Origin of the sequence: Thermus sp. CCB_US3_UF1 (assembly GCF_000236585.1) — a bacterium.
Classification (GTDB): Bacteria; Deinococcota; Deinococci; order Deinococcales; family Thermaceae; genus Thermus.
In genome coordinates this window covers 803,956-826,172 of sequence record NC_017278.1, presented here as the reverse complement: position 1 = coordinate 826,172, position 22,217 = coordinate 803,956, and the positions used below count along the sequence as shown (strand labels likewise).

At 69.9% G+C, this 22,217-nt stretch carries 19 protein-coding genes; 13 read left to right on the top strand and 6 right to left on the bottom strand.

The genetic code is table 11. The features are described 5' to 3' along the window. The first annotated feature begins 39 nt into the window (after positions 1-39). Genes TCCBUS3UF1_RS04130 through TCCBUS3UF1_RS04120 form a run of 3 tightly spaced genes read left to right on the top strand, consistent with a single transcriptional unit; the run spans position 40 to position 2,124 of the window. Positions 40-180, top strand: a complete 141-nt coding sequence (locus tag TCCBUS3UF1_RS04130; RefSeq protein ID WP_155983257.1) for a hypothetical protein — start codon at positions 40-42, stop codon at positions 178-180. Between the two features lie 9 nt (positions 181-189). Further along, positions 190-1,734, top strand: a complete 1,545-nt coding sequence (locus tag TCCBUS3UF1_RS04125; protein ID WP_014515248.1) for a methylmalonyl-CoA mutase — start codon at positions 190-192, stop codon at positions 1,732-1,734. Between the two features lie 3 nt (positions 1,735-1,737). Next, positions 1,738-2,124, top strand: a complete 387-nt coding sequence (locus tag TCCBUS3UF1_RS04120) for a nuclear transport factor 2 family protein (protein ID WP_014515247.1) — start codon at positions 1,738-1,740, stop codon at positions 2,122-2,124. A gap of 48 nt (positions 2,125-2,172) precedes the next feature. On the opposite strand, the gene acs is transcribed toward TCCBUS3UF1_RS04120, so the two are convergent. Further along, on the bottom strand, positions 2,173-4,119 hold the full coding sequence (gene acs / locus TCCBUS3UF1_RS04115; RefSeq protein ID WP_014515246.1) for an acetate--CoA ligase: 1,947 nt from the start codon (positions 4,117-4,119) through the stop codon (positions 2,173-2,175). A gap of 127 nt (positions 4,120-4,246) precedes the next feature. On the opposite strand from acs, the gene TCCBUS3UF1_RS04110 reads away from it, so the two are divergent. From TCCBUS3UF1_RS04110 to TCCBUS3UF1_RS04070, 10 genes are all read left to right on the top strand, one after another. After that, a complete protein-coding gene (locus tag TCCBUS3UF1_RS04110; RefSeq protein WP_014515245.1) occupies positions 4,247-6,799 on the top strand; it encodes an AMP-binding protein in 2,553 nt (850 codons plus the stop codon). Beyond that, the gene (locus tag TCCBUS3UF1_RS04105; protein ID WP_041433751.1) at positions 6,777-8,660 is read left to right on the top strand and encodes an acetate--CoA ligase; all 1,884 of its coding nucleotides are present in this window, start codon (positions 6,777-6,779) and stop codon (positions 8,658-8,660) included. Before TCCBUS3UF1_RS04110 ends, TCCBUS3UF1_RS04105 begins: the two co-directional genes overlap by 23 nt. Before the next feature lie 191 nt (positions 8,661-8,851). Further along, complete coding sequence (locus tag TCCBUS3UF1_RS04100; RefSeq protein ID WP_014515243.1) at positions 8,852-9,103, top strand: DUF4212 domain-containing protein; 252 nt, start codon at positions 8,852-8,854, stop codon at positions 9,101-9,103. 9 nt (positions 9,104-9,112) lie between these two features. Continuing rightward, on the top strand, positions 9,113-10,783 hold the full coding sequence (locus tag TCCBUS3UF1_RS04095; RefSeq protein ID WP_014515242.1) for a sodium:solute symporter family protein: 1,671 nt from the start codon (positions 9,113-9,115) through the stop codon (positions 10,781-10,783). Between the two features lie 50 nt (positions 10,784-10,833). Further along, positions 10,834-11,205: a hypothetical protein gene (locus tag TCCBUS3UF1_RS04090; protein ID WP_014515241.1), complete on the top strand. Its 372-nt coding sequence runs from the start codon at positions 10,834-10,836 to the stop codon at positions 11,203-11,205. Next, the gene (locus TCCBUS3UF1_RS04085; RefSeq protein WP_014515240.1) at positions 11,159-12,907 is read left to right on the top strand and encodes a putative nucleotidyltransferase substrate binding domain-containing protein; all 1,749 of its coding nucleotides are present in this window, start codon (positions 11,159-11,161) and stop codon (positions 12,905-12,907) included. The genes TCCBUS3UF1_RS04090 and TCCBUS3UF1_RS04085 overlap by 47 nt, the downstream gene beginning before the upstream one ends. Beyond that, positions 12,904-13,080: a hypothetical protein gene (locus TCCBUS3UF1_RS11880; protein ID WP_014515239.1), complete on the top strand. Its 177-nt coding sequence runs from the start codon at positions 12,904-12,906 to the stop codon at positions 13,078-13,080. The genes TCCBUS3UF1_RS04085 and TCCBUS3UF1_RS11880 overlap by 4 nt, the downstream gene beginning before the upstream one ends. Beyond that, on the top strand, positions 13,077-15,566 hold the full coding sequence (locus tag TCCBUS3UF1_RS04080; protein WP_014515238.1) for an ATP-binding protein: 2,490 nt from the start codon (positions 13,077-13,079) through the stop codon (positions 15,564-15,566). The genes TCCBUS3UF1_RS11880 and TCCBUS3UF1_RS04080 overlap by 4 nt, the downstream gene beginning before the upstream one ends. Beyond that, positions 15,541-15,900, top strand: coding sequence for a response regulator transcription factor (locus tag TCCBUS3UF1_RS04075; protein WP_041433750.1), 360 nt, complete (start codon positions 15,541-15,543; stop codon positions 15,898-15,900). Before TCCBUS3UF1_RS04080 ends, TCCBUS3UF1_RS04075 begins: the two co-directional genes overlap by 26 nt. Then, positions 15,897-17,786 (top strand): 3'-5' exonuclease, encoded by a 1,890-nt coding sequence (locus TCCBUS3UF1_RS04070; RefSeq protein ID WP_014515236.1) that lies wholly within the window; start codon positions 15,897-15,899, stop codon positions 17,784-17,786. Before TCCBUS3UF1_RS04075 ends, TCCBUS3UF1_RS04070 begins: the two co-directional genes overlap by 4 nt. On the opposite strand, the gene purD is transcribed toward TCCBUS3UF1_RS04070, so the two are convergent. Genes purD through TCCBUS3UF1_RS04045 form a run of 5 tightly spaced genes read right to left on the bottom strand, consistent with a single transcriptional unit; the run spans position 17,776 to position 22,141 of the window. Next, entirely contained in the window at positions 17,776-19,026 is a 1,251-nt protein-coding gene (gene purD / locus TCCBUS3UF1_RS04065; RefSeq protein ID WP_014515235.1) for a phosphoribosylamine--glycine ligase, read from the bottom strand. The genes TCCBUS3UF1_RS04070 and purD overlap by 11 nt on opposite strands. Then, positions 19,023-19,913, bottom strand: coding sequence for a phosphoribosylglycinamide formyltransferase (purN, locus tag TCCBUS3UF1_RS04060; protein ID WP_014515234.1), 891 nt, complete (start codon positions 19,911-19,913; stop codon positions 19,023-19,025). Before purN ends, purD begins: the two co-directional genes overlap by 4 nt. A 3-nt stretch (positions 19,914-19,916) precedes the next feature. Beyond that, positions 19,917-20,810, bottom strand: coding sequence for an MBL fold metallo-hydrolase (locus TCCBUS3UF1_RS04055; protein WP_041433749.1), 894 nt, complete (start codon positions 20,808-20,810; stop codon positions 19,917-19,919). Beyond that, positions 20,804-21,598, bottom strand: coding sequence for a fumarylacetoacetate hydrolase family protein (locus TCCBUS3UF1_RS04050; protein ID WP_014515232.1), 795 nt, complete (start codon positions 21,596-21,598; stop codon positions 20,804-20,806). Before TCCBUS3UF1_RS04050 ends, TCCBUS3UF1_RS04055 begins: the two co-directional genes overlap by 7 nt. 9 nt (positions 21,599-21,607) lie before the next feature. After that, positions 21,608-22,141, bottom strand: a complete 534-nt coding sequence (locus TCCBUS3UF1_RS04045) for a glycerol-3-phosphate acyltransferase (RefSeq protein ID WP_041433958.1) — start codon at positions 22,139-22,141, stop codon at positions 21,608-21,610. Positions 22,142-22,217: the final 76 nt, after the last annotated feature.

Here is a 22,217-nt window from a genome sequence, read left to right as displayed (position 1 = left end):
TTGCGGGAGGCAGGCGTGGATCCTAGCCTAGGGATAGGCATGCGGCCTAAGGATCCCAAACCCGACTGGAAGGACTTCCTGGCCCTGGTGCTGGCGGTCTACAGCCTCCTCCTGCCCCCTCTGTTCCTCATCTTGGGAGCCCTCTTCCTCTTCCTCCTCCTCGTGCGGGTTTTCCTGTAAAACTAAGGCATGGAAGGCCTCTTTGAGTCCCTGCCCGAAGGCTACCGGGAGAAGCTGGGCCGCCCCGGGGAATACCCCTTCACCCGGGGCATCTACCCCAGGATGTACCTGGACCGGCTCTGGACCATGCGGCAGTACGCGGGCTTCTCCACCGCCGAGGAGTCCAACGCCCGCTACCGCTACCTCTTAGCCCAGGGCCAGACCGGCCTCAGCGTGGCCTTTGACCTACCCACCCAGCTGGGCCTGGACCCTGACCATCCCATGAGCGTGGGCGAGGTGGGGCGGGTGGGGGTATCCATCGCCACCCTGGAGGACATGCAGAGGCTTTTCCAGGGCATCCCCCTGGACCGGGTGTCCACCAGCATGACCATCAACGCCCCCGCCATGATGCTCCTGGCCCTTTACCTCCTGGTGGCCGAGGAGCAGGGGGTGTCCTGGGACAAGGTTTCGGGCACGGTGCAAAACGATATCCTCAAGGAGTACTTCGCCCGCGGCACCTACATCTACCCCCCAGGGCCTTCCATGCGCTTGGTGACGGACATCTTTGAGTTCTGCGCCCAGCGCGTGCCCAAGTGGAACACCATCAGCATCTCCGGCTACCACATCCGCGAGGCCGGGGCCACCGCCGCCCAGGAGATCGCCTTCACCCTGGCCGACGGCAAGGCCTACGTGCGGGCCGCCCTGGAACGGGGCCTGGACGTGGACGCCTTCGCCCCCAGGCTTTCCTTCTTCTTCGCCGCCCACGGGGACATCCTGGAGGAGGCCGCCAAGTTCCGCGCCGCCAGGCGGCTTTGGGCCCGCATCATGCGGGAGGAGTTCGGGGCCAAGGACCCGAGGAGCTGGGCCCTGCGCTTCCACACCCAGACCGGGGGCTCCACCCTCACCGCCCAGGAGCCGCTGAACAACGTGGTGCGCACCGCTTACCAGGCCCTGGCCGCCGTCTTGGGGGGGACGCAGAGCCTGCACACCAACGCCTACGACGAGGCCCTAGGCCTGCCCACGGAAAAAAGCGCCCTCCTCGCCCTGCGCACCCAGCAGATCCTGGCCTACGAGAGCGGGGTCACCCGGGCCATTGACCCCTTGGGGGGCAGCTTCTACGTGGAGCACCTCACGGACCAGCTGGAGGCGGAGGCGGAAAAGCTGATCCGCGAGATCGATGCCCTGGGCGGGGCGGTGGCGGCGGTGGAAAGCGGCTACTTCAGCCGGGCCATTGAGGAGTCGGCCTGGCAGTTCCAGAAGGAGGTGGAGGAGGGGAAGCGGGTCATCGTGGGGGTCAACCGCTTCGCCGACCCCCAAAGCCCCCTGAACGAGCCCACCCCCGTGCAGCGCATCGACCCCGAGCTCCACGAAAGGCGCAAGCGGGAGCTGGCCGCCTTCAAGGAAAGGCGGGATGGGGAAAGCGTGCGGGTGGGCCTCGAGGCCCTGCGCCGGGCCGCCAAGGGGGAGGAGAACCTCTTCCCCTACGTGCTGGAGGCCTTCCGCCGCCGGGCCACCCTGGGGGAGGTCTGCGGGGTCCTGCGGGAGGAGTGGGGGGAGTACCAGCCGGGGAGGTGAAGCGTGGAGGGCGAGGCGGAACTCTGGGCCTTTTTGGAGGGGCACCTCAAGAGCATCTACGAGGGGGATCCCGAAGGCTACCGGGCCACCACCCACGAGGACCTTTCCCTCTACGAGTGGTTCGTCACCCCCCACCGCCTGGACGGCCTCCCCTTCCACCTCTTCATGACGGAAAGGCGCTGGGCCACGGGAGGAAGGCCTTACCGGATAGACCTCCTGGAAAAGCGCCTCCAGCGCTACGGGGACGTGGCCATCTTCAGCTACACCCTCCTTCTCACCGTGGAAGGGGAGGAGGGGCTACGGCACCGGGCGGTGAACGAAAGCCGGGTGGCGGTGCGCTTCCCCGAAGGCTGGAAGGTGGTGCACGTGCACAAAAGCCCGGCCCAGTGAAGAGCGGGGAGGTCCGGGAACCTCCCGGCCCTCCCCAAGGGCCTAGCCTTAGGCTCCTTCCTTCAGGCGCTCCACCACGGAGCGGTCTTCCAGGGTAGAGGTATCCCCCTTGATCTCCTTCTCCCCGGCGGCGATCTGCCGCAGGAGGCGGCGCATGATCTTCCCCGAACGGGTCTTGGGCAGGGCGTCCGTGAAGCGCACCTCGTCGGGGCGGGCGATGGGCCCGATGACCTTGGCCACGTGGGCCTTGAGCTCGTCTCGGAGGGCCTCGGTGGGGCCGTGCCCCTCCTTGAGGGTCACGAAGGCCACGATGGCCTCCCCCTTCAAGGGGTCGGGGCGGCCCACCACCGCGGCCTCGGCCACCGCGGGGTGGGAAACCAGGGCCGACTCGATCTCCATGGTGCCCAGCCGGTGCCCCGCCACGTTCAGGACATCGTCCACCCGGCCCAGGATCATGTGGTACCCCTGGGGGTCCCGGCGGGCCCCATCCCCGGTGAAGTACACCCCGGGGTGCTGGCTGAAGTACTGCTGCAAGAAGCGTTCAGGATCCCCCCAGACGGTGCGGAGCATGCTGGGCCAGGGCCGGGTGATGCAGAGGTGCCCCCCCTCGTCGGGGTTTTCCACCGGCTTGTGCTCGCTATCCAGAATCTCCGGCTTCACGCCGAAGAAGGGCTTGCCCGCATGCCCTGGCTTCATGGGGTGGACCCCGGGCAGGGTGGTGATCATGATCCCCCCGGTTTCCGTCTGCCACCAGGTGTCCACGATGGGGCAGCGGCCCTTGCCGATCACGTTGTAGTACCAGAGCCAGGCCTCGGGGTTGATGGGCTCGCCCACGCTGCCCAAAAGCCTTAAGGTTTCCAGGCGGTGCTTGAGGGGCCAGCCCTCCCCCCACTTCATGAAGGCCCGGATGGCCGTGGGGGCGGTGTAGAGGATGGTCACCCCGTACTTGTCCACGATCTGCCAGAAGCGGTCGGGCTCGGGCCAGTTGGGGGCCCCCTCGTACATCACCGTGGTGGCCCCGTTGAGGAGGGGCCCGTAGACCACATAGGAGTGGCCGGTGATCCAGCCCACGTCGGCGGTGCACCAGTAGACGTCCTCGTCCTTGAGGTCAAAGACCATCTTGGTGGTGTAGTAGACGTAGGTCATGTACCCGCCCGTGGTGTGGAGCACCCCCTTGGGTTTGCCCGTGGACCCCGAGGTGTAGAGGATGAAAAGGGGGTCCTCGGCCTCCATGGGCTCGGGGTCCGAGCGGTCGGAGGCTGCCTCCATGAGCTCGTGCCACCAGTGGTCCCGCCCCGGGGTCCAGGGCACCTCCTCCCCGGTGCGGCGCACCACCACCACGTGCTCCACGCTGCTGGTCTCCCGCAGGGCCTCGTCCGCGTTCTGCTTCAGGGGCACGATCTGCCCCCGGCGGTACCCGCCGTCGGCGGTGATGAGGACCTTGGCCTCGGCGTCCTTGATGCGGTCGGCCAGGGCCCCGCTGGAGAAACCGCCGAAGACCACGGAGTGCACCGCCCCGATGCGGGTGCAGGCCAGCATGGCGATGGCCGCCTCGGGGATCATGGGGAGGTAGATGGTGACCCTATCCCCCTTCTTCACCCCCAGGCGCTTCAGGACGTTGGCGAACTTCTGCACCTCCCGCCAGAGGTCGTGGTAGGTGAGGACCCGCTCCTCCCCCGGCTCCCCTTCCCAAATCAGGGCGGCCTTGTTCTTGCGCCAGCCCTGCACGTGGCGGTCCAGGGCGTTGTAGGAGAGGTTGGTGGTCCCCCCCACGAACCACTTGGGGTGGGGCAGGTCCCCCTCCAGCACCTTCTGCCAGGGGGTAAACCAGTGAAGCTCCGAGGCCACCCTACCCCAGAAGCCTTCAGGGTCCTGGAGGCTTTCCTCGTAGAGGCGCCGGTACTCCTCCTCGCTGGCGATGTGGGCCTGCCGGCGGAAGGCCTCGCTGGGGTAGAACACCCGCTCCTCCTTCAAAACCCCTTCAATCCGGTCCATACGCCCTCCTTTGGCCTTGAGGATAGGGTGCGGCCAGGGCAGGGTCAAGAAAAGGGGGGTTTCTCACCATTTGCCAAAGGCCCCCTTTCTTGACAGGGGGCGTCCCCCCTGCGGAATATGGGCCCAGATGGCCCGAAGGCGCAGCCTCTCCACGGTGCAGGCAGCCTTGCGCATCCTGGCCTACCTGGCCGAGCACCCCGAAGGGGTGGAGGTGAAGGAGGTGGCCCGCCTCCTGGGGAAAAGCCTCTCCACCGCCTACGCCCTTTTGAACAGCCTGGCGGAGGAGGGGTTTGCCGTGAAGACCGAGCGGGGCTACCGGCTTGGGCAGGCCGGGCTGGCCCCCATCCCGGGGAGTTCCTCCGGGCGTAGCCCCTACCTGGTGGAGGCCCTGGAGGAGCTCTACCTGCGCACCCGGGAGCGGTGCTACCTGGCCCTCCTCACCCCCGAGGGGGTGCGGCTGAAAACCCGGGGCCGCCAGGGCCAGCCCCATCCCCTGGGGGAAACCCTGCCCGAGGAAACCCATGCCTTGGCCCTGGGCAAGGTGCTCCTGGCCTACGGGGCCCTGCCCCTCCCCCCCTTGCGCCCCCGCACCCCCTACACCCTCACCGACCCCGTGGCCCTGGAGGAGGAGCTTTCCCGGGTGCGGGAATCGGGCCTGGCGGCGGAGATGGAGGAGTATGCCCCTGGGCTTTCCGCCCTGGCCGCCCCCCTTTTGGGGCCAGGGGGGGAGGTTTTAGGGGCCTTGGGGGTGGTGGTGCCCTCCCGCCGCTTCCCCTTCGCCTTCAGCCGCCTGGCCCGGGCCCTTTCCGAGGTGGCCCAGGTCTCCCCCCACCTCTCCCCTCCTGCCCCCCCTCCCCTGCCCCCGCCGGCGGAGGCCAGCCCCCGGGTGGAGGTGGTGGAGCCCCCTCCCGCCCTGAAGGCCAAGGCCAACCTGCGGGATTACGCCGAGGCCTACCGGGCCAGCCTCGAGGACCCCGAGGCCTTCTTCGGCGGCTTCGCCCGGGAGTTTGCCTGGGAGGCCCCGTGGAAGGAGGTTTACCAGGGGGAAAGCCGGCGCTGGTTCGCGGGCGGGCGCACCAACGCCGCCCTCAACGCCCTAGACCGCCACCTGCCCGAGCGGGCGCAGCAGGTGGCCCTCCTCACCCTGGACGGGGAAGGGCACCTGGAAAAGTGGACCTACCGGGAGCTTTGGGAACTCTCGGCCCGGCTGGCCGGGGTCCTGCGGGGCCTGGGGGTGGGCCCGGGGGACCGGGTGGCCCTCTACCTGCCCACGGGCCTCGAGGCGGCCTTAAGCCTCCTGGCCCTGGCCCGCCTGGGGGCGGTCCACGTGGCCCTGCCCGTGGGCCTGGGCCCTGAGGCCCTGCGGGAGCGCCTGGTCCAAAGCCAGGCCCGGCTCCTCATCGCCGCGGATGGCTACTACCGCCGGGGGCAGCTCTTCCCCTTGAAGCCCGTGGTGGAGGCGGCCCTTTCCGGGCTGGACCTTCCCGTGCTCTGGCACGCCCGGGGCACCACGGAGTTTCTGGAAAGGGCCTCGGAAGGAAAGCCGGTGGAGGCGGTGCCGGTGGAGGCCCACCACCCCCTTTTCGTCCTCTACACCTCGGGCTCCACGGGGAAGCCCAAGGGGGTGGTCCATGGCCACGGGGGGTACATGGTGGGGGTGGCCTGGGCCCTCCGCTACCTCTTGGACCTCAAGCCGGGGGAGGTCCTCCACACCACCGCCGACCTCTTCTGGGTGGTGGGCCACTCCTTTGGCCTCTACGCCCCCCTCTTCCTGGGAGGGACGAGCCTTCTGGTGGAGGACCGGCCCGACCACCCCAGCCCCTCGGCCTTCTACGGGCGCCTCGCCCGCCTAGGGGTGGACATCCTCCTCACCTCCCCCACGGTCCTCCGCACCCTGAGGCGGCACGGGGAGGCCAGGCCCACCTCCTTGAGGCTGGTGGGGAGCGTGGGGGAGGCCCTGGCCCCCGAGGTCTGGCGCTGGACCCGGGAGCACCTGGCCTGGCCCCTGGACAACTGGTGGCAGACGGAACTGGGGGCCCCGGCCCTGGCCACCCCCCTGGCCCTTCCCGCCAAACCCGGCTTCGTGGGGGTGCCCCTGCCCGGGGTGGAGGCCCGGGTGGTGGACGGGGAAGGCCGGGTCCTCCCCCCGGGGAGCAAGGGCCACCTGGTCCTTCTCCGGGCCGGGCCAGCCCAGATGGTGGACCTCCTGGGCGGGGAGAGCCCCTGGCAGGGAGGGCTCTACTGGACCGGGGACCTGGCCACCTGGGACGAGGAGGGGTACTTCCGCATCCTGGGCCGCTCGGAGGAAGTCATCAAGGTGGGGGAGGCCCGGCTGGGCACCGCCGAGGTGGAGGCCGCCGCCCTCAGCCACCCCCAGGTGGCCGAGGCCGCGGCCATCGGGGTGCCGGGGGAGGAGGGGGAGGAGATCGTGGTCTTCGCTGTGCCCCGCAGCAAGGAACTCCCCGAGGAGCTCAAACCCCTCCTGGCGGAAAAGCTCAAGGCCCACCTCCTCCGCCACCTGGGGCCGGTCCCCCCACCCCGCATCGTCTTCGTGGAAAGCCTGCCCCGCACCCGTAGCGGCAAGATCCTCAGGCGCCTTCTAAAGGCGGAACTCTTGGGCATGGACCCCGGGGATACCTCGGGGTTGGAGGAAGCGTATGGCGGTGGAAAAGCTTCTTAAGGAGGAAGAGCGGCTTTGGGCCCCCGAGGCCCTGCGCCAAGGGGCCAACCTGCAGGACTTCTGGGCGGAGTACCGGCGGAGCCTCGAGGACCCCGAGGGCTTCTGGGGGGAGTGGGCCAGGCGGTTCCATTGGGAAACGCCTTTCCAAAAGGTTCTGGAGTGGAACCTCCCCGAGCACCGCTGGTTCCTGGGAGGCAGGACCAACGTGGTCTACAACGCCCTGGAGAGGAACGTGGCCCGGGGCCTGAGGAACAAGGTGGCCCTCCTCTACCTAGGAGAGGACGGCCAGGAGGCCAAGCTCACCTATGGGGAGCTTCTGGACCGGGTACGCCGCCTAGCCACCGGGCTGAAGCGCCTAGGGGTGGGCCCGGGGGACCGGGTGGTCCTCTACATGCCCCTCACCCTCGAGGGGGTGATGGCCATGCTGGCCACCGCCTACCTGGGGGCCATCCACAGCGTGGTCTACGCCGGGCTTGGGGTTTCCGCCCTGCGGGAGAGGATCCTGGACGCCGGGGCCAAGCTCCTCATCGCCGGGGACGTGAGCTACCGCCGGGGCAAGGGGGTGGACCTCCGCTCCATCGTGGAGGAGGCCATCAAGGACCTTCCCCTGGAGGTGGTCTGGTTCCAGCGGGCCTACAAGGCGGAACTCCCCCCGGGCCACCACGACTTCCAGGAACTTCTCTGGAATAATCCCCCAGAGGCCCGGGCGGAGATGGTGGAGGCGGAACACCCCCTCTTCATCCTCTACACCTCGGGGTCCACGGGCAAACCCAAGGGGGTGGTCCACGCCCACGGGGGGTACATGGTGGGCACCACCTACCACCTGCGCACCTTCTTCGACGCCAAGGACGAGGACGTCTTCTGGGCCACCAGCGACATCGGCTGGATCGTGGGCCACTCCTACATCGTCTACGCCCCCCTCCTGGAAGGCCTCACCTCCGTCCTTCGGGAAGGGGCCCCGGACTACCCCGACCCCGGGGCCTTCTGGCAGGTGGTGGAGCGGTACCGGGTGAACATCATGTTCACCGCCCCCACCGCGGTGCGCCTCTTCATGAAGTACGGGCCCGAGTGGCCGGCCCGGTACGACCTCTCCTCCTTGCGCCTGGTGGCCGTGGCCGGCGAGCCCCTGAACCCCGAGGCCCTCCGTTGGGCCTACCGCCACCTGGTGGAGGAGGGCCGGCGGGGGTTTGTGGCCGACAACTGGTGGCAGACGGAGCTGGGCGGGCCCACCTTGGGCACCCCCTTGAACCTTCCGGCCAAACCGGGCTTCGCCGGGGTGGCCCTCCCCGGGGTGGAGGCGGAGGTGGTGGACGAGGAGGGGAGGCCCGTCCCCCCCGGCCAAGGGGGCCTCCTGGTCCTGAAGCGGCCTTTTCCCCACATGATGCGCACCGTCTGGGGGGACCACGGGCGCTACCTGCAGTACTGGCGGGAGGTGCCCGGGGGGGTGTACGCCGCTGGGGACGTGGCCAGCCGGGACGAAGAGGGGTACTTCAGCGTTCTGGGCCGGGCGGATGACGTCCTCAACGTGGCCGGGCACCGCATCGGCACCGCGGACGTGGAAAGCGCCCTGGTCTCCCACCCCGCGGTGGCCGAGGCCGCGGTGATCGGGGTGCCCGACCCCCTCAAAGGGGAGGCCATCAAGGCCTTCGTGGTGCTCCGCCTGGGGCAAGCACCCTCGGAGGCCCTGAAGGAAAGCCTGGTGGCCCACGTGCGCCGGGAACTGGGCCCCATCGCCACCCCCAGCGAGGTGGTCTTCTTGGACAAGCTCCCCAAGACCCGCTCGGGCAAGATCCTCCGCCGCCTGCTCCGGGCCCGGGAGCTGGGGAAGGACCCCGGGGACCTCTCCACCCTCGAGGAGTAACCCCCGGCGCCAAGGGGGCGGGGCCTTGCACCCCGCCCCCTTGCTTATGGGAAAAAGCCCCTTTTGCGCATGGCTACAAAGCCAAGGTTTCTTGACACCCTCCTCATCCTTCCCTAAGATAGCCGCCAACCGCGAGGGAAGCCCAAGGGAGGAGGCGCAGGCAAGGCGCTTCCCGAGCGGGGGAGGGAGTTATGAGCGCGCTGGAGGCATACTGGAAGGAAAACCTAAGCCTTATCCGAAACCTGCTCCTCGTTTGGGCCCTGGTCTCCTATGTGCTGGGCATCCTGTTGGCGGAACCCCTGAACGCCGTGCGGGTCTTTGGCGGCCCGCCCCTGGGGTTCTGGATCGCCCAGCAGGGGAGCATCTACGTGTTCGTGATCCTCATCTTCTACTACGCCTCCCGCATGGCGGCCTTGGACCGGAAGTATGGCTTTGAGGACTAGGAGGGAGCCGTGAGCGCGGAAACCTGGACCTGGATCATCGTTCTCCTGACCTTCGCCCTTTACATAGGCATCGGCTACTGGGCCCGCGTGCGGGAGACCGCGGGGTTCTACGTGGCGGGGCGCGGCGTACCCCCCGTGGCCAACGGGGCCGCCACCGCCGCCGACTGGATGTCCGCCGCCAGCTTCATTTCCATGGCGGGCCTCATCTCCTTCCTGGGGTTTGACGGGGCGGTCTACCTCATGGGCTGGACAGGAGGGTACGTGCTCCTGGCCCTCCTCCTCGCCCCTTACCTGCGCAAGTACGGCAAGTTCACCGTGCCCGAGTTCGTGGGGGACCGCTACTACTCCAACGTGGCCCGGGTGGTGGCGGTGATCGCGGCCATCTTCGTCTCCTTCACCTACGCGGTGCCCCAGCTCCGCGGCGTGGGCATCGTGCTTTCCCGCTACCTGGGGGTGGACGTGGCCACCGGGGTCTGGGCCGCGGTCTTGGTCACCGCCTTCATCGCGGTGATCGGGGGGATGAAGGGCATCACCTGGACGCAGGTGGCCCAGTACACCGTGCTCATCATCGCCTACCTCATCACCGGCATCGCCCTGGCCAACTTCCTTACTGGCAACCCCATCCCCCAGCTGGCCTTCAGCTTCTCCGACTTCGCCGTGAGGCTCAGCCAGCTGCAGGTGGAGCTGGGCCTCCAGGAGTACGTGAAGCCCTTCCAGAACCTTAGCCAGCTCAACGTCTTCCTCATCACCCTGACCCTGATGGTGGGCACCGCCGGCCTGCCCCACGTGATCATCCGCTTCTACACCGTGCCCAAGGCCTCCGATGCCCGCTGGAGCGCCGGCTGGGCCCTGCTCTTCATCGCCCTCCTCTACACCACCGCCCCGGCGGTGGCCGTCTTCTCCAAGTACAACCTCCTGAACACCTTGGCCAACAAGCCCGTGCAGGAGGTCCAGGCCATCGACTGGGTGCAAAAGTGGAGCAAGACGGGCCTCCTGAAGCTGGACGACAAGAACGGGGACGGGGTGTACCAGATCACCGCCTCCAAGGACACCACGGAGATCACCATTGACCGGGACATCATCGTCCTCTCCACCCCGGAGGTGGCCAAGCTCTCCCCCATCGTGGTGGGCCTGGTGGCGGCGGGCGGCCTGGCTGCGGCCCTTTCCACGGCCGCGGGCCTCCTCATCGTCATGGCCAGCGCCATCAGCCACGACCTCTACACCCGCATCATCAACCCCCAGGCCTCGGAGGCCACCAAGCTGGCCATCGCCCGGGTGGTGATCCTCCTGGTCACGGTCCTGGCCGCCCCCTTCGGCATCAACCCCCCGGCCTTCATCGCCCAGCTGGTGGCCTTCGCCTTCGGCCTGGCGGCCAGCACCTTCTTCCCCGCCATCCTCCTGGGGATCTTTGACCGGCGCATGAACGCCCAGGGGGCGGTGGCGGGGATGCTGGTGGGGCTGGTCTTCACCGCCACCTACATCGTGGGCACCAGCTACCTGGGCTGGCCCCGCTTCCTCTTCGGCATCTCCCCCGAGGGCGTGGGCACCGTGGGCATGCTCCTCAACTTCCTGGTGGCCTACCTGGTCTCCCGGGCCACCCCGCCCCCGCCTGCGGAGATCCAAAAGCTGGTGGACGATATCCGCGTGCCTAAGGGGGCAGGGAAAGCCGTGGAGCACTAACGCCCCAAGGGCCCCCCTAGGGGGGCCCTTGGGCTTTTGTAGAGTGAGGTATGGCCCTACGTTACCTGCGCTTTTACCTGGGGGCGCTGGCCGCCCTCTTCGCCTTCTACCTGGGGGGGCACTACCTCCTGGGCTTTCCCTTTCCCACCCCAGGCCTTCTCCTCCAGCTGGCCCTGGCCGTGGCGGTGGGCCTGGGGCTTGGCCTCCTCTACCACCGCCTCTGGCCCCTGCCCGCCCCCGGATGGGGCCGGGTGGTGCGCCTTTTCGTCCTCCTGCCCCCGGCCTTCGTCCTAGGCATGGGCCTGACCCTGGCCTTCGGCGCCCAGGCGGCCCTCCACTTCCTCATCCCCCTTCTGGCCTGGCTCACCCCCGCGTATGGACCCCCGGACGGTTCCGCCCCTGAACGCCCTTCCCGAGGCTGAGCGGGAGGCTTTGCTCCGGGAAGCCCGGGAGGAAACCCACCCCGCGGGCACCCGCTTCCTGGAGCAAGGGGGAAGGCCCGCCCAGGCCCTTTTCCTCCTCCTCGAGGGGGAGGTGGCCCTCCTGGAGGGGGAGGCCGAGGTGGGCACCCTGGGGCCTGGGGAGTTCTTCGGTTTCCCCTCCCTGCTTTCCGGGGAGCCCCCGGCCTTGAGCGTGGTGGCCCGCACCCCGGTGCGGCTTTGCGTCTTTCCCGAGGAGGCCTTCCGCAGGCTCATGGCCTTTGCGGAGGCCGCCCGCTTCTTCGGTCAGGGCCTGGTGGAGCGGATAAGGCTCCGGGCAGCCCCGGACGTTTCCCTTTTCGCCCCCGTGGGGCGGCTGGTACGCCGTCCCCCGGTCTTCGTGCCCCCCTCGGCCACGGTGGCGGAGGCGGCCCGCCTCATGCGCCAGGAGGGGATCAGCAGCCTCCTGGTCCAGGGGGAACCCCTGGGGATCCTCACGGACCGGGACCTGAGGAACCGGGTTCTGGCCCAAGACCTTCCCCCCACCACCCCGGTGGGGGCAGTGATGAGCGCCCCCCTTTTCGCCCTAAGCGCCACCACCCCCCTGTACGAGGCGGTGGCGGCCATGGTGGAGCGGGGCATCCACCACCTACCCCTCACGGAGGGGGAGAAGGTGGTAGGGGTGGTGACCCACACCGACCTCCTCCTCCACCAGGCGCAAAGCCCCCTCCTCCTCCTGAGGCGGATCGAGCGCCTGGAGCTGGAGCGGTACAGCGCCGAGGTGGCGGGGCTGGTGGAGGGGCTTTTCCAGAGGGGGCTTGGGGGGGTGGAGATCGGCCGGGTGGTGGCCTCCCTGAACGACGCCCTGATCCGCCGCCTGGTCAAGGAGGCGGAGGCGGCCTTGGGGAACCCCCCGGTGCCCTACAGCTTCATGGTCTTCGGCTCGGAAGGCCGCCGGGAACAGGCCCTCCTCACCGACCAGGACAACGCCCTGGTCCTGGGGGAAGGGGGGCACGAGACCTATTTCCAGGCCCTGGCGGAGCGGGTGGTGGTGGGGCTTCTGCAGGCCGGTATCCCCGAGTGCCGGGGAGGGTACATGGCCACCCGCTGGCGGCTCCCCCTGGGGGAGTGGATGGCCACCTTCCGCAGGTGGATGGAGGCCCCGGAACCCCAGGCCCTCCTGGAAACCCAGATCTTCTTTGACCTGCGCTCCGCCGCCGGGACCCTTTCCCTGGCCCCCCTGGAGGAGGTGGTCCTCGAGGGCAGCCGCAAGGGCCTCTTCCTCTACCACCTGGCCCGGGCCAGCCTGGAGTTCCGCCCTCCCCTGGGCCTCTTTGGCCGGGTGCGCACCGAGGAGGGCATGCTGGACCTGAAGCGGCACGCCCTAGCCCCCATCGTGGCCCTGGCCCGGCTCTACGCCCTCATGGCGGGAAGCCTGGCCAAGGGGACGGTGGAGCGGCTCAGGGCGGCGGCGGCCGGGGGCACCCTAAGCCAGGAGGGGGCGGAGCGGCTGGAGGAGGCCTACCGCTTCTTCTTCGGCCTGCGCCTCGGCCACCAGCTTCGGGCCTGGCGGGAGGGCAAGCCCATCGGCAACAAGGTGGCCTGGGCCCTCCTTTCCCCCGGGGAGAGGAGGCGGGCCCTCGAGGGGTTCCGCGCCATCCAGGAAGTCCAGGAAAGCACCGCCAGCCGCTTCCAGCTGCGATGAGGGAAAAGGCCTTGGCCCTCTTTCTCCTGGCCCTCGGCCTCTTTCTCCTGCCCCTGGGCCTCCTCTTCCGCCAGGCCCAGGGCCCCTGGGGGCTTCCCCCCCTGTACCTTTACCTCTACGGCGCCTGGGCCTTGGTGATCCTCCTGGCCTTCCTCCTCTTCCGCCGGCCATGAGCCCCCTTTTCCTCCTCCTTTCCCTTCTCCTCTACCTGGGCCTCCTCTTCCTGGTGGCCCTCCTGGGAGAGGGAAGGGCCCGGGCCCTGGCGCAAAGCCCTTGGGCCTATGCCCTCTCCCTGGCGGTCTACGCCACCGCCTGGACCTTCTTCGGCAGCGTGGGCCGGGCGGCCACGGAAGGGGCCACCTTTTTGCCCATCTACCTGGGCCCCACCCTGGTCCTCCTGCTCTGGCCCTTCCTCCACGGAAGGCTGTTGCAACTGGCCCGGGCCCACCGCCTCACCAGCTGGGCCGACTACCTTTACCTCCGCTACGGCCACCCCCTCCTGGGCCCCTTGGCGGCGGCCTTCCTGGTGGTGGGCCTCCTCCCCTACCTGGCCCTCCAGCTCAAGGCCATCGCCCAGGGCTTCCTCTTCCTGAGCGGGGAGGAGGGCCCCCTGGCCGACGTGGCCCTCCTCACCGCCCTGCTCCTGGCCCTCTTCACCGTGCTCTTCGGCACCCGCCGCCTGGACCCCTCGGAGCGCCACCAGGGGCTGGTCCTGGCCGTGGCCTTTGAGTCCTTGGTCAAGCTTCTGGCCCTCCTCCTGGTGGGGGGGCTGGTCCTCCTCCACCTGGGCAACCCCTTCCCCCAGGCCCAAGGGAAGCTCAACCCCCTCCTCCTCCCCCCGCCGGGCCTTGCCGGCCACCTGGCCTGGGGGAGCCTGGTGGTCCTTTCCGGCCTGGCCTTCCTCTTCCTGCCCCGGCAGTTCCACGTGGCCGTGGTGGAGAACGTGGACCCGGGGCATCTGCGCCTGGCGGCCTGGGCCTTTCCCCTCTACCTCCTCCTCATCAACCTGCCCATCCTCCCCCTGGCCCTTTGGGGCCGCCTCCTCCTGCCGGGGGAAAACCCGGACCTCTACGTCCTGGCCCTGGCCCTGGAGGGGGGAGGTCCCCTCCTGGCGGCCTTGGCCCTTTTGGGAGGGGTTTCCGCGGCCACGGCCATGGTGGTGGTGGAGGGCCTGGCCCTTTCCATCCTCATCTCCAACCACCTCCTCTCCCCCCTCCTCCTGCGCTTCCGCGCCCTGGGCAGCCTCCTCCTCTGGCGGCGGCTTTCCATCCTGGGGGTGTTGCTCCTGGCCTACCTCTACTTCCGCCTGGCGGGGGAGGCCTACGCCCTGGTGGGGATGGGCCTCATCTCCTTCGTGGCCGTGGCCCAGCTGGCCCCCCCGGCCCTCCTCGGCCTCTTCTGGCCGGGGGCCACCCGGCAAGGGGCCTTGGCCGGCCTCCTGGGGGGGATGGCCGTCTGGGCCTACACCCTCTTCCTGCCCGCCCTGGCCCGCTCGGGCTGGCTTCCCTTGGGCTTCCTCCAAGGGCCCCACCCCCTTCTCCGCCCCGAGGGGCTTTTGGGGGTGGAGGGGCTAGACCCTGTGACCCACGGCTTCCTGGCCAGCCTGGGGCTGAACCTGGCCCTGGCCGTGGGGGTCTCCCTCTTCACCCGCAAGGAAGCCCTTCCCGGGGAGCGCACCGGGGAGGTGGCGGAGCTTTCCGCCCTCCTGCGCCGGGTCCTGGGCCCGGAGGCCGAGGAGGCCTTCCGCAAGGAGGCCTCGAGCCTAAGGGGCCCACAGGCCGCAGCCCTGGCGGAGGCCTGGCTCTCGGGGGCCCTGGGGCCGGCCACCGCCCGCCTCCTCCTCCTCTCCGCCACCCGGGAGGTTCCCCCGGAGGAGCTGGTGGAGGAGGCGGCCCGGGAGTCCAAAGAGGTGCGGGCCTACGCCCGGGCCCTGGAGGCGGCCCGGAAGGAGCTTTCCGAGGCCTACGAGCGGCTAAAGGCCCTGGACCAGGCCAAGGACGAGCTTCTGGCCGCGGTGTCCCACGAGCTCAAGACCCCCTTGACCTCGGTGCGAGCCCTGGCGGAGATCCTCGAGGCCCACCCCGACCTCCCCGAGGGGGAACGGCGCCGCTTCACCGCCCTTCTAGCCAAGGAGGCGGCGCGGCTTTCCCGGTTGGTGGAGGAGGTGCTGGCCTATACCCGCCTGCAGGCGGGCCTCCCCTTGCGGCGCACCCCCACGGACCTAAGGGCCCTGGCCCAGGAGGCCCTGGCCTTGGCCGCCCCCCTGGCCCGGGAACGGGGGGTCGGGATGGAGGCCCACCTGGAGGGGGTAGAGGCCCCCACCGACCCCGACCGGGTCCTCCAGGTACTCCTAAACCTCCTGCACAACGCCCTCCGCCATGCCAGAAACCGGGTGCGCCTGGAACTCTCCAGGCGGGGAAGGGAGGCCTTTTTCCGCGTCCAGGACGATGGCCCCGGGGTGGCGGAAGGGGTCCGGGCCCGGGTGTTTGAGCCCTTCCAGAGCTTCTCCGGCGGCACGGGCCTGGGGCTTTTCCTGGCCCGTAGGTTGGTGGAAGGCCTGGGGGGGAGGATCTGGCTGGAGGAAGGCCAAGGTGGGGCCAGCTTTGCCTTCACCCTGCCCTTGGAGGTGAACCATGAGGATCCTGGTGGTGGACGATGAGGAAAGCATCCTGGTGCCTTTGGAGTTTCTCCTGAAGAAGGCCGGGCACGAGGTGGACCTGGCCCAGACGGGGGAAGAGGCCCTGGAGAAGTTGCAGAAAGCCCCCTACGACCTTTTGGTCTTAGACCTCATGCTCCCCGGGCTGGACGGGTTTGCCGTCCTGGAGCGCCTGAAGGCCCTGCCGCAAGGCCCCAAGGTCCTGGTCCTCACCGCCCGGGGCCGGGAGGCGGACCGGGCCAAGGCCCTGGCCCTGGGGGCCGCGGCCTTCATGGCCAAGCCCTTCGGCATTGAGGACCTCCTGCGCCAGGTGGAGGCGCTCTTGGAGGGGCGATGAGGGAGGCCTGGCGCTTTTTGGGGGCCCTGCTCCTCGGCCTCCTCCTGGTGGGGGGCACCCTAGGGGTGGGCTTCTTCCTCCTCCTCCAGGGGGAGGAAGCCCTGGGGCGGGAGCTTCTGCGGGTGGCCCGGGAAAAGCTTCCCCTCCTCCTCTTCCTGGCCTTCCTCTTCGCCTCCGTCCTGGCGGCCCTCCTCCACCCCCTCTTCCTGGGCTACCTGGCCGCCACCCGGGCCCTGGGCCAGGAGGCCGAGGTCCTCCTGGCCAACCCCGGCCACCGCCTGCGCCTCCGGGGGCCCTTTGAGCTCCAGGCCCTGGCGGGGCTCATCAACCGCCTGGCCGCGGAAAAGGAGGCCCTGGAAAAGGAGGTGGCCGCCCGGGTGGCCGAGGCCAAGGCCCTTCTGGAGGGGGAACGCCAACGGCTTTCCGCCCTCATCGGCCACCTGCCCCAAGGGGTGGTCCTGGCCAACCCCAAGGGGCAGGTCCTGCTCTACAACGCCCAGGCCCGCCGCCTCCTGGGGGAGGGGTTGGGGGCGGGCAAAAGCCTCTTCGCCCTCCTGGACCGGGGGCTTCTGGTCCACGCCCTGGCCCTCCCCGAGGAGCGCTTCCTGGCCCAGGGGCCCAAGGGGCCCTTGCGCCTGCAGGCGGTGCCCCTCGAGGGCGAAGGGGGGTTTTTGGTCCTCCTGGAGGAGGCCAAGGAAGCCGAGGGGGCGGAGGAGGCCTCCCTCCACCGCCTGAAGGACAAGCTCTCGGGGCTCAAGGCCCTGGTGGAGGCCTTGGAAGGGGAGGTCCCGCCTGGCCTTGCCCCCCTCGTGGCCACGGCCAAGGCTGCGGCCCAGGAACTGGCCGGGCTGGTGCAGGGCCTGGAAGCCCAGCCCCAGGTGGCCGAGGTTCTGGCCCAAGACCTTCTCCCCCTCCTGGCCGAGGCCCTGGAACGGGAGGCCGGCCTCTCCCCCGGCTGGTCCCTGGGGGAAAACGCCCACGGCTGGGCCGTGCGGGCCGACACCTACGCCCTGGCCCGGGGCCTGGCCGCCACCTTGGCCGCGGAGGAGGAGGTCTTCCTCCAAGGGGAACGGGAAGGAAACCTCTTCCGCCTTACCCTGGTCCTTCCCCACCCCGCCCCCGAACCCCACCCCCTGCTCCAACAGGCCGTGGCCAGGGCCGGGGGTAACCTCTGGCGGGAAGGGGCGCGCCTTTACCTCCTCCTTCCCGCCCTCAAGGCCCCCAGGCTCCCCGCCCCGGAGGGCCCTCCCCCCCGGGCCGAGGTCTTTGACCTCTCCCTTCTCCAGGTTCCCGAGGACCTGGAGGAAGCCCCCTTGGAAGGCCTCCTCTACACGGCCTTTGATCTGGAGACCACCGGCTTAGACCCGGAAAAGGACGCCATCATCGCCCTGGGGGCAGTCCACCTCCTGGGGCGGCGGGTGCTGAGGCAGGAGGTGTTTGAGGCCCTACTGGACCCGGGGCGGCCCATCGCCCCCGCCGCCACCGAGGTGCACGGCCTCACCTGGGAGATGCTCCAGGGCAAGCCAAGGCTGGAGGAGGTGCTGCCCGCCTTCCGCGCCTTCGTGGAGGACACCGTGCTCCTGGCCCACAACGGGGCCTTTGACATGGCCTTCCTGCGCCGGGCCGGCCTGGACCAGCCCCCCTTGGTGGACACCCTGCTCCTTTCCCACCTCCTCTTCCCCGACCTGAAGGACCACCGGCTGGAACACCTGGCGGAACGCTTCGGGGTCCCGGTCCTGGGGCGGCACACCGCCCTGGGGGACGCCCTCATGACCGCCGAGGTCTTCGCCCGCATGGTCCCCCTCCTCAAGGAACGGGGGTACGCCACCCTGGGGGCGGTGCTCCGGGCCTGCGCCCGGCTTCCCCTGGCCCGGCTCAGGTACTGAGGCCCAGGGCCCGGCGGCCAATGTCCCGGCGGTAGAGGGCCCCGGGGAAGCCCACCTGGGGGAGGAAGGCGTAGGCCCTCCCCAAGGCCTCCCTTAGGTCCTTCCCCAGGCCCACCACGTTCAGGACCCGCCCGCCCGCGCTCACCAGGCCTTCCCCCTCCCGGCGGGTGCCGGCGTGGAAGACCAACACCCCTTCCGGGGGTTCGGGGATGTGGAGGGGGATGCCCTTCCTGGGGGCCTCCGGGTAGCCCGGGGCCGCCAGGACCACGCAGGCCGCGGCCCCCTCCTTCCAGGAAAGCCGCGTCCCCTCAAGCCTCCCCTCGGCCACCTTGAGGGCCAGCTCCACCAGGTCGTTCTCCAGGAGGGGCAAGAGGGCTTGGGCCTCGGGGTCGCCAAAGCGGGCGTTGAACTCCAGGACCTTGGGCCCCTCCCGGGTGAGCATGAGCCCGGCGTAGACCACACCCCGGTAGACCACCCCCTCGGCCCGCAGGCCCTGGAGGAGGGGCTTGAGGATCTCCTCTTCCACCCGCTTGAGGGTGGCCTCGTCCATGGGGTAGGGGGCCACCGCCCCCATCCCCCCGGTCATGGGGCCCTGGTCCCCGTCCAAAAGGCGCTTGTGGTCCTGGGAGGGGAGGAGGGGGAGGATGGTCTCCCCGTCGGTCAGGGCCAGGACCGTGGCCTCCTCCCCTTCCAGGTACTCCTCCATGACCACCTCCCCCCCCTCGGGCCCGGAGAGGAGGTTCAGCACCGCCTGCTTGGCGGTGTGAAGGTCCAGGGCCACGGTAACCCCCTTGCCCGCGGCCAGGCCGGAGTCCTTGATCACGATGGGCACCCCCACGGCCTCCAGGTATTCCAGGGCCAAGAGGGGGTCCTGGAAGACCCGGAAGCGGGCGGTGGGAATGCCGTAGCGCTCCATGAGCCCCTTGGCGAAGGCCTTGGAGCCCTCGATCATGGCCGCCTTCTGGGTAGGGCCAAAGATCCTTAGACCCCGCTCCAAGAAGGCATCGGCGATCCCCTCCACCAAGGGGGCCTCGGGCCCCACCAGGGTCAGGTCCACCCCTTCGGCCAGGGCCCAGTCCGCCAGGGCCTCCACGTCCCCGCTCCAGGGGACCAGCTCGGCCAGGGCCGCCATCCCCGCGTTCCCGGGGGCGGCGTAGAGCCGCTCCACCAGGGGGCTTTGCGCCGCCTTCCAGAGGAGGGCGTGTTCCCGCCCCCCGGAACCCACCACCAGCACCTTCATGGAGAGGATTCTACCCGCCCAAGCTCCGCCTCCGCCGGGGCGCGCACCTCCAGGGGAAGCTCCTTGAGCTCCTGGCGCAGGGCCGGGTGGTCCTCGGCCAGGAGGTGGGCGGCGAGGAAGGCCGCCCGGCCTATCTCCCCCGCCCGGCCCAGGAAGAGGGCGGGGGCCAAGGCCTCCTGTCCCCAGCGGCGGAGGAGGGCCAGGGCCCGGAGGTAGAGGGGCTTCTCCCGGGGGGGAAGGGCCTGGAAGAGGGGAAAGGCCTCCCCTAGGAGGGGCTTTAGGGCTGGGGAAGGGGGGAAGGCCAGGCCCAGGAGGAGGAGGCGCACCGCCCTTGGGTAGAGGCGGTGTTCCAGAAAAAGGACCCGCCGCTCCAGGGTTTCTGGGGTATCCCCGGGCAGGACGGGCAGGCGACCTTGGAGGAGGATGGGCCCGGTATCCATGCCCTGGTCCACGAAGTGCACGGTGGAGCCCGTTTCCCTCTCCCCGGCCTCCAGGACCCGGCGGTGCACGTGGAGGCCAGGGTAGGCGGGGAGCAAAGAGGGGTGGATGTTGAGGAGGCGGCCATACCAGGGCTCCACGAAGCCCGGGGAGAGGAGGCGCATGAAGCCCGCCAGGAGGACCAGGTCCACGCCCCGGGCCTCGAGGTGGGCCAGGGCCTCGGCCTCAAAGGCCCGCCGGCCCCGCCAGGGAAGGGCCAAGGCCTCCACCCCGCGCCGCCTGGCCCGCTCCAGGGCCTGGGCGCTTGGGTTATCCGAGAGGACCAGGACCACCTCCCCCAGGGGGTGGCCTGGGGGAAAAGCCTCAAGGAGGGCCTCCAGGTTGCTGCCGCGGCCCGAGGCCAGGACCGCCATCCGGGCCGGACGGCCCAAGGGAAAAGGGGTGAGCATGGCCTACAGGGCCTCCGGGTGGTGCTTCTCCCAGTAGCGCACCAGGCCCTGGAGGTTCATGAAGGGGGGGTCGGCCAGCTCATAGAGGCGCATCCCCGCCTCGTCCACCCCGGCGCGGGCCAGGCCCTCCCGCCAGTAGGCCGTAAACCGCTCGGCCATGGCCTCTGGGGTAAGGCCCTCCCGCAGGCGGTTCAGGGTCCAGCCCGCCCAGTCCTCCAGCACCTGGCGCAGGGCCCCCAGGTGGGCCTCCACGTCCCGGTAGGCCCCGAAATGGGTGAGGTAGAGGACCTCTGGCCTTAGGGCCAGGAGGCGGTCCAAGGATGCGTACCAGCTCTCCAGGTGGATGTCCGGAGGGGGGGTGGGGGGCAGGACCGGCCCCGGGGCGATGCGCACCCCGGCGATGTCCCCGGCGAACAGGGCCTCCTCCACCCGGTAGGCGTGGTGGTGGGAGGCGTGGCCCAGGGTCTCCACCGCCTGCACCCGAAGCCCCCCCAGGTCCACCACCTCCCCGTCGGCCAGGACCCGGACCCGCTCTGGGGGAATGCCCCTGAGCTCCCCCCAAAGGGGCTTCAGCATGGCCCCGTAGATGCGTTCCGCCGAGGCCAAAAGCCTCGAGGGATCCACCAGGTGGGGCGCCCCCCGGGGGTGCACGTAGACCGTGGCCCCCAGCTCCGCCAGGCGCCAGGCCGCCCCGGCGTGGTCCAGGTGGATATGGGTCACGAAGACGTGGCGTACCGCCTCCGGGGCCACCCCGTGGGCCTTAAGCCCCTCCACCAGCCGGGGGAAGGTGCTCTCGGGGCCCGTCTCGATCAACACCGGCCCCTCCGGGGAGTCCAGGAGGAAGGCGGCGATCACCCGCTCCGCCCCTTGGAAACCCAGGTCCAGGACCTTCACCACGGCCTTTCCTCCTTGGGGCCGATCCGGGTGTGCAGGGTGCCGATCCCCTCCACCGCCACCTCAATCCGGTCCCCCGGGGCCAAGGCCCCCACCCCTTCGGGCGTCCCGGTGAGGACCACGTCCAAGGGCTCCAGGGTCATGAAGCTGGAGATGTAGGCCAGGATCTCGGCCACGCTGAAGATCATCTGCGAGGTGTGCCCCTCCTGGCGGAGCTGGTCGTTGACGTAGGTGCGCACCCAGGTGTTCTGCGGGTCCAGATCGGTCTCCACCCAAGGCCCCAGGGGCAGGAACTTGTCCGCGCTCTTGGCCCGCACCCACTGCAGGTCCTTCTTCTGCACGTCCCGGGCGGTGATGTCCACGGCGATGGTGTAGCCCAGGACGTGGTCCAGGGCCTTTTCCGGAGGGACGTTGCGCATGCGGTCCCCCACCACCACCGCCAGCTCCCCCTCGTAGTGGAGCTCCTGGGTGAAGAAGGGGTAGGGCACCGCATCCCCGGTGCCCTCGGGGTCCCGGGGGTTGGCGGGGTGGGCCAGGGCGTTGGGCCCCTTGAGGAAAAGGCCGGGCTCCTGGGGCAGGTCCTGGCCGAAATCGTGTCCCATCTCCCGGATGTGCTCCTTGTAGTTCCGGCCCACGCAGACGATCTTGCTGGGGGTGGCCGGGGCCAAGAGGCGCACCGAGGCCAGGTCGTACCGCCGGCCCGTGGGGTTCCCCCCGGGCCCGTCGGTTTCCACCACCATCTCCCCTTCCAGGAAACCCCATCGGCCCTCGTTGAAGCGCAGGATCTTCATGCCCTAAAGCTACCACCTTCCCCGGAGGATTTGCAGACCCCTCAGGGCCACCAGGGCCGCCACCCCCAAAGCCCCGAGCCTTCCCTCCCCTGGGGCCAGGAGGAGGAGGGCCAGGTAGCCGAAGGGGGCCCCGAAGGGGATGGGGTAGATTCCCCGCCGCCTCCTTCTCCAGTAGAGGAGGTGGTAAAGCCCCGCCACCCCCAGGCCCACCCCCAGCCCCAGGAGGGTTTCCCAGGGCAACCAGGCCAGGAAATACCCCAAGGAGGGGGCGATCCCCCCACCCCCCCGGAAACGGAAGAAGAGGGGCCAGTTATGCCCGGCCACCGCGGCCATCCCCGCCCAGGGGCGCCACTCCGGGGGGGTGAGGAGGGCGGCCAACACCCCCTTGGCCACGTCCCAGGCCACCACCAAGGCCGCGGCCCCAGGCCCCTTGCGGCGGAAAACCCCCGAGCCCCCGGGGAGGTCCTTTTCCCGCACCTCGGGGAAGAAGAGGAGGCCGCCCACCAGGGAGCCCAGCAGGTAGGCCAAAACCAGGTAGCCCATGCCCCCATTCTTGCAGAAGGCGGCCCTTTGCCCTATCCTGAAGATGGAAGTTTCCATGAAGCGCTTCCAATCCCAC

What these genes read in the sequence shown, in the direction of transcription:
- TCCBUS3UF1_RS04130 (WP_155983257.1), top strand. Translation starts at nt 40, where the DNA reads ATGCGGCCTAAGGATCCCAAACCCGACTGGAAGGACTTCCTGGCCCTG.
- TCCBUS3UF1_RS04125 (WP_014515248.1), top strand. Translation starts at nt 190, where the DNA reads ATGGAAGGCCTCTTTGAGTCCCTGCCCGAAGGCTACCGGGAGAAGCTG.
- acs (WP_014515246.1), bottom strand. Translation starts at nt 4,119, where the DNA reads ATGGACCGGATTGAAGGGGTTTTGAAGGAGGAGCGGGTGTTCTACCCC.
- TCCBUS3UF1_RS04110 (WP_014515245.1), top strand. Translation starts at nt 4,247, where the DNA reads ATGGCCCGAAGGCGCAGCCTCTCCACGGTGCAGGCAGCCTTGCGCATC.
- TCCBUS3UF1_RS04105 (WP_041433751.1), top strand. Translation starts at nt 6,777, where the DNA reads ATGGCGGTGGAAAAGCTTCTTAAGGAGGAAGAGCGGCTTTGGGCCCCC.
- TCCBUS3UF1_RS04100 (WP_014515243.1), top strand. Translation starts at nt 8,852, where the DNA reads ATGAGCGCGCTGGAGGCATACTGGAAGGAAAACCTAAGCCTTATCCGA.
- TCCBUS3UF1_RS04090 (WP_014515241.1), top strand. Translation starts at nt 10,834, where the DNA reads ATGGCCCTACGTTACCTGCGCTTTTACCTGGGGGCGCTGGCCGCCCTC.
- TCCBUS3UF1_RS04085 (WP_014515240.1), top strand. Translation starts at nt 11,159, where the DNA reads ATGGACCCCCGGACGGTTCCGCCCCTGAACGCCCTTCCCGAGGCTGAG.
- TCCBUS3UF1_RS11880 (WP_014515239.1), top strand. Translation starts at nt 12,904, where the DNA reads ATGAGGGAAAAGGCCTTGGCCCTCTTTCTCCTGGCCCTCGGCCTCTTT.
- TCCBUS3UF1_RS04080 (WP_014515238.1), top strand. Translation starts at nt 13,077, where the DNA reads ATGAGCCCCCTTTTCCTCCTCCTTTCCCTTCTCCTCTACCTGGGCCTC.
- TCCBUS3UF1_RS04075 (WP_041433750.1), top strand. Translation starts at nt 15,541, where the DNA reads ATGAGGATCCTGGTGGTGGACGATGAGGAAAGCATCCTGGTGCCTTTG.
- TCCBUS3UF1_RS04070 (WP_014515236.1), top strand. Translation starts at nt 15,897, where the DNA reads ATGAGGGAGGCCTGGCGCTTTTTGGGGGCCCTGCTCCTCGGCCTCCTC.
- purD (WP_014515235.1), bottom strand. Translation starts at nt 19,026, where the DNA reads ATGAAGGTGCTGGTGGTGGGTTCCGGGGGGCGGGAACACGCCCTCCTC.
- purN (WP_014515234.1), bottom strand. Translation starts at nt 19,913, where the DNA reads ATGCTCACCCCTTTTCCCTTGGGCCGTCCGGCCCGGATGGCGGTCCTG.
- TCCBUS3UF1_RS04050 (WP_014515232.1), bottom strand. Translation starts at nt 21,598, where the DNA reads ATGAAGATCCTGCGCTTCAACGAGGGCCGATGGGGTTTCCTGGAAGGG.
- TCCBUS3UF1_RS04045 (WP_041433958.1), bottom strand. Translation starts at nt 22,141, where the DNA reads ATGGGCTACCTGGTTTTGGCCTACCTGCTGGGCTCCCTGGTGGGCGGC.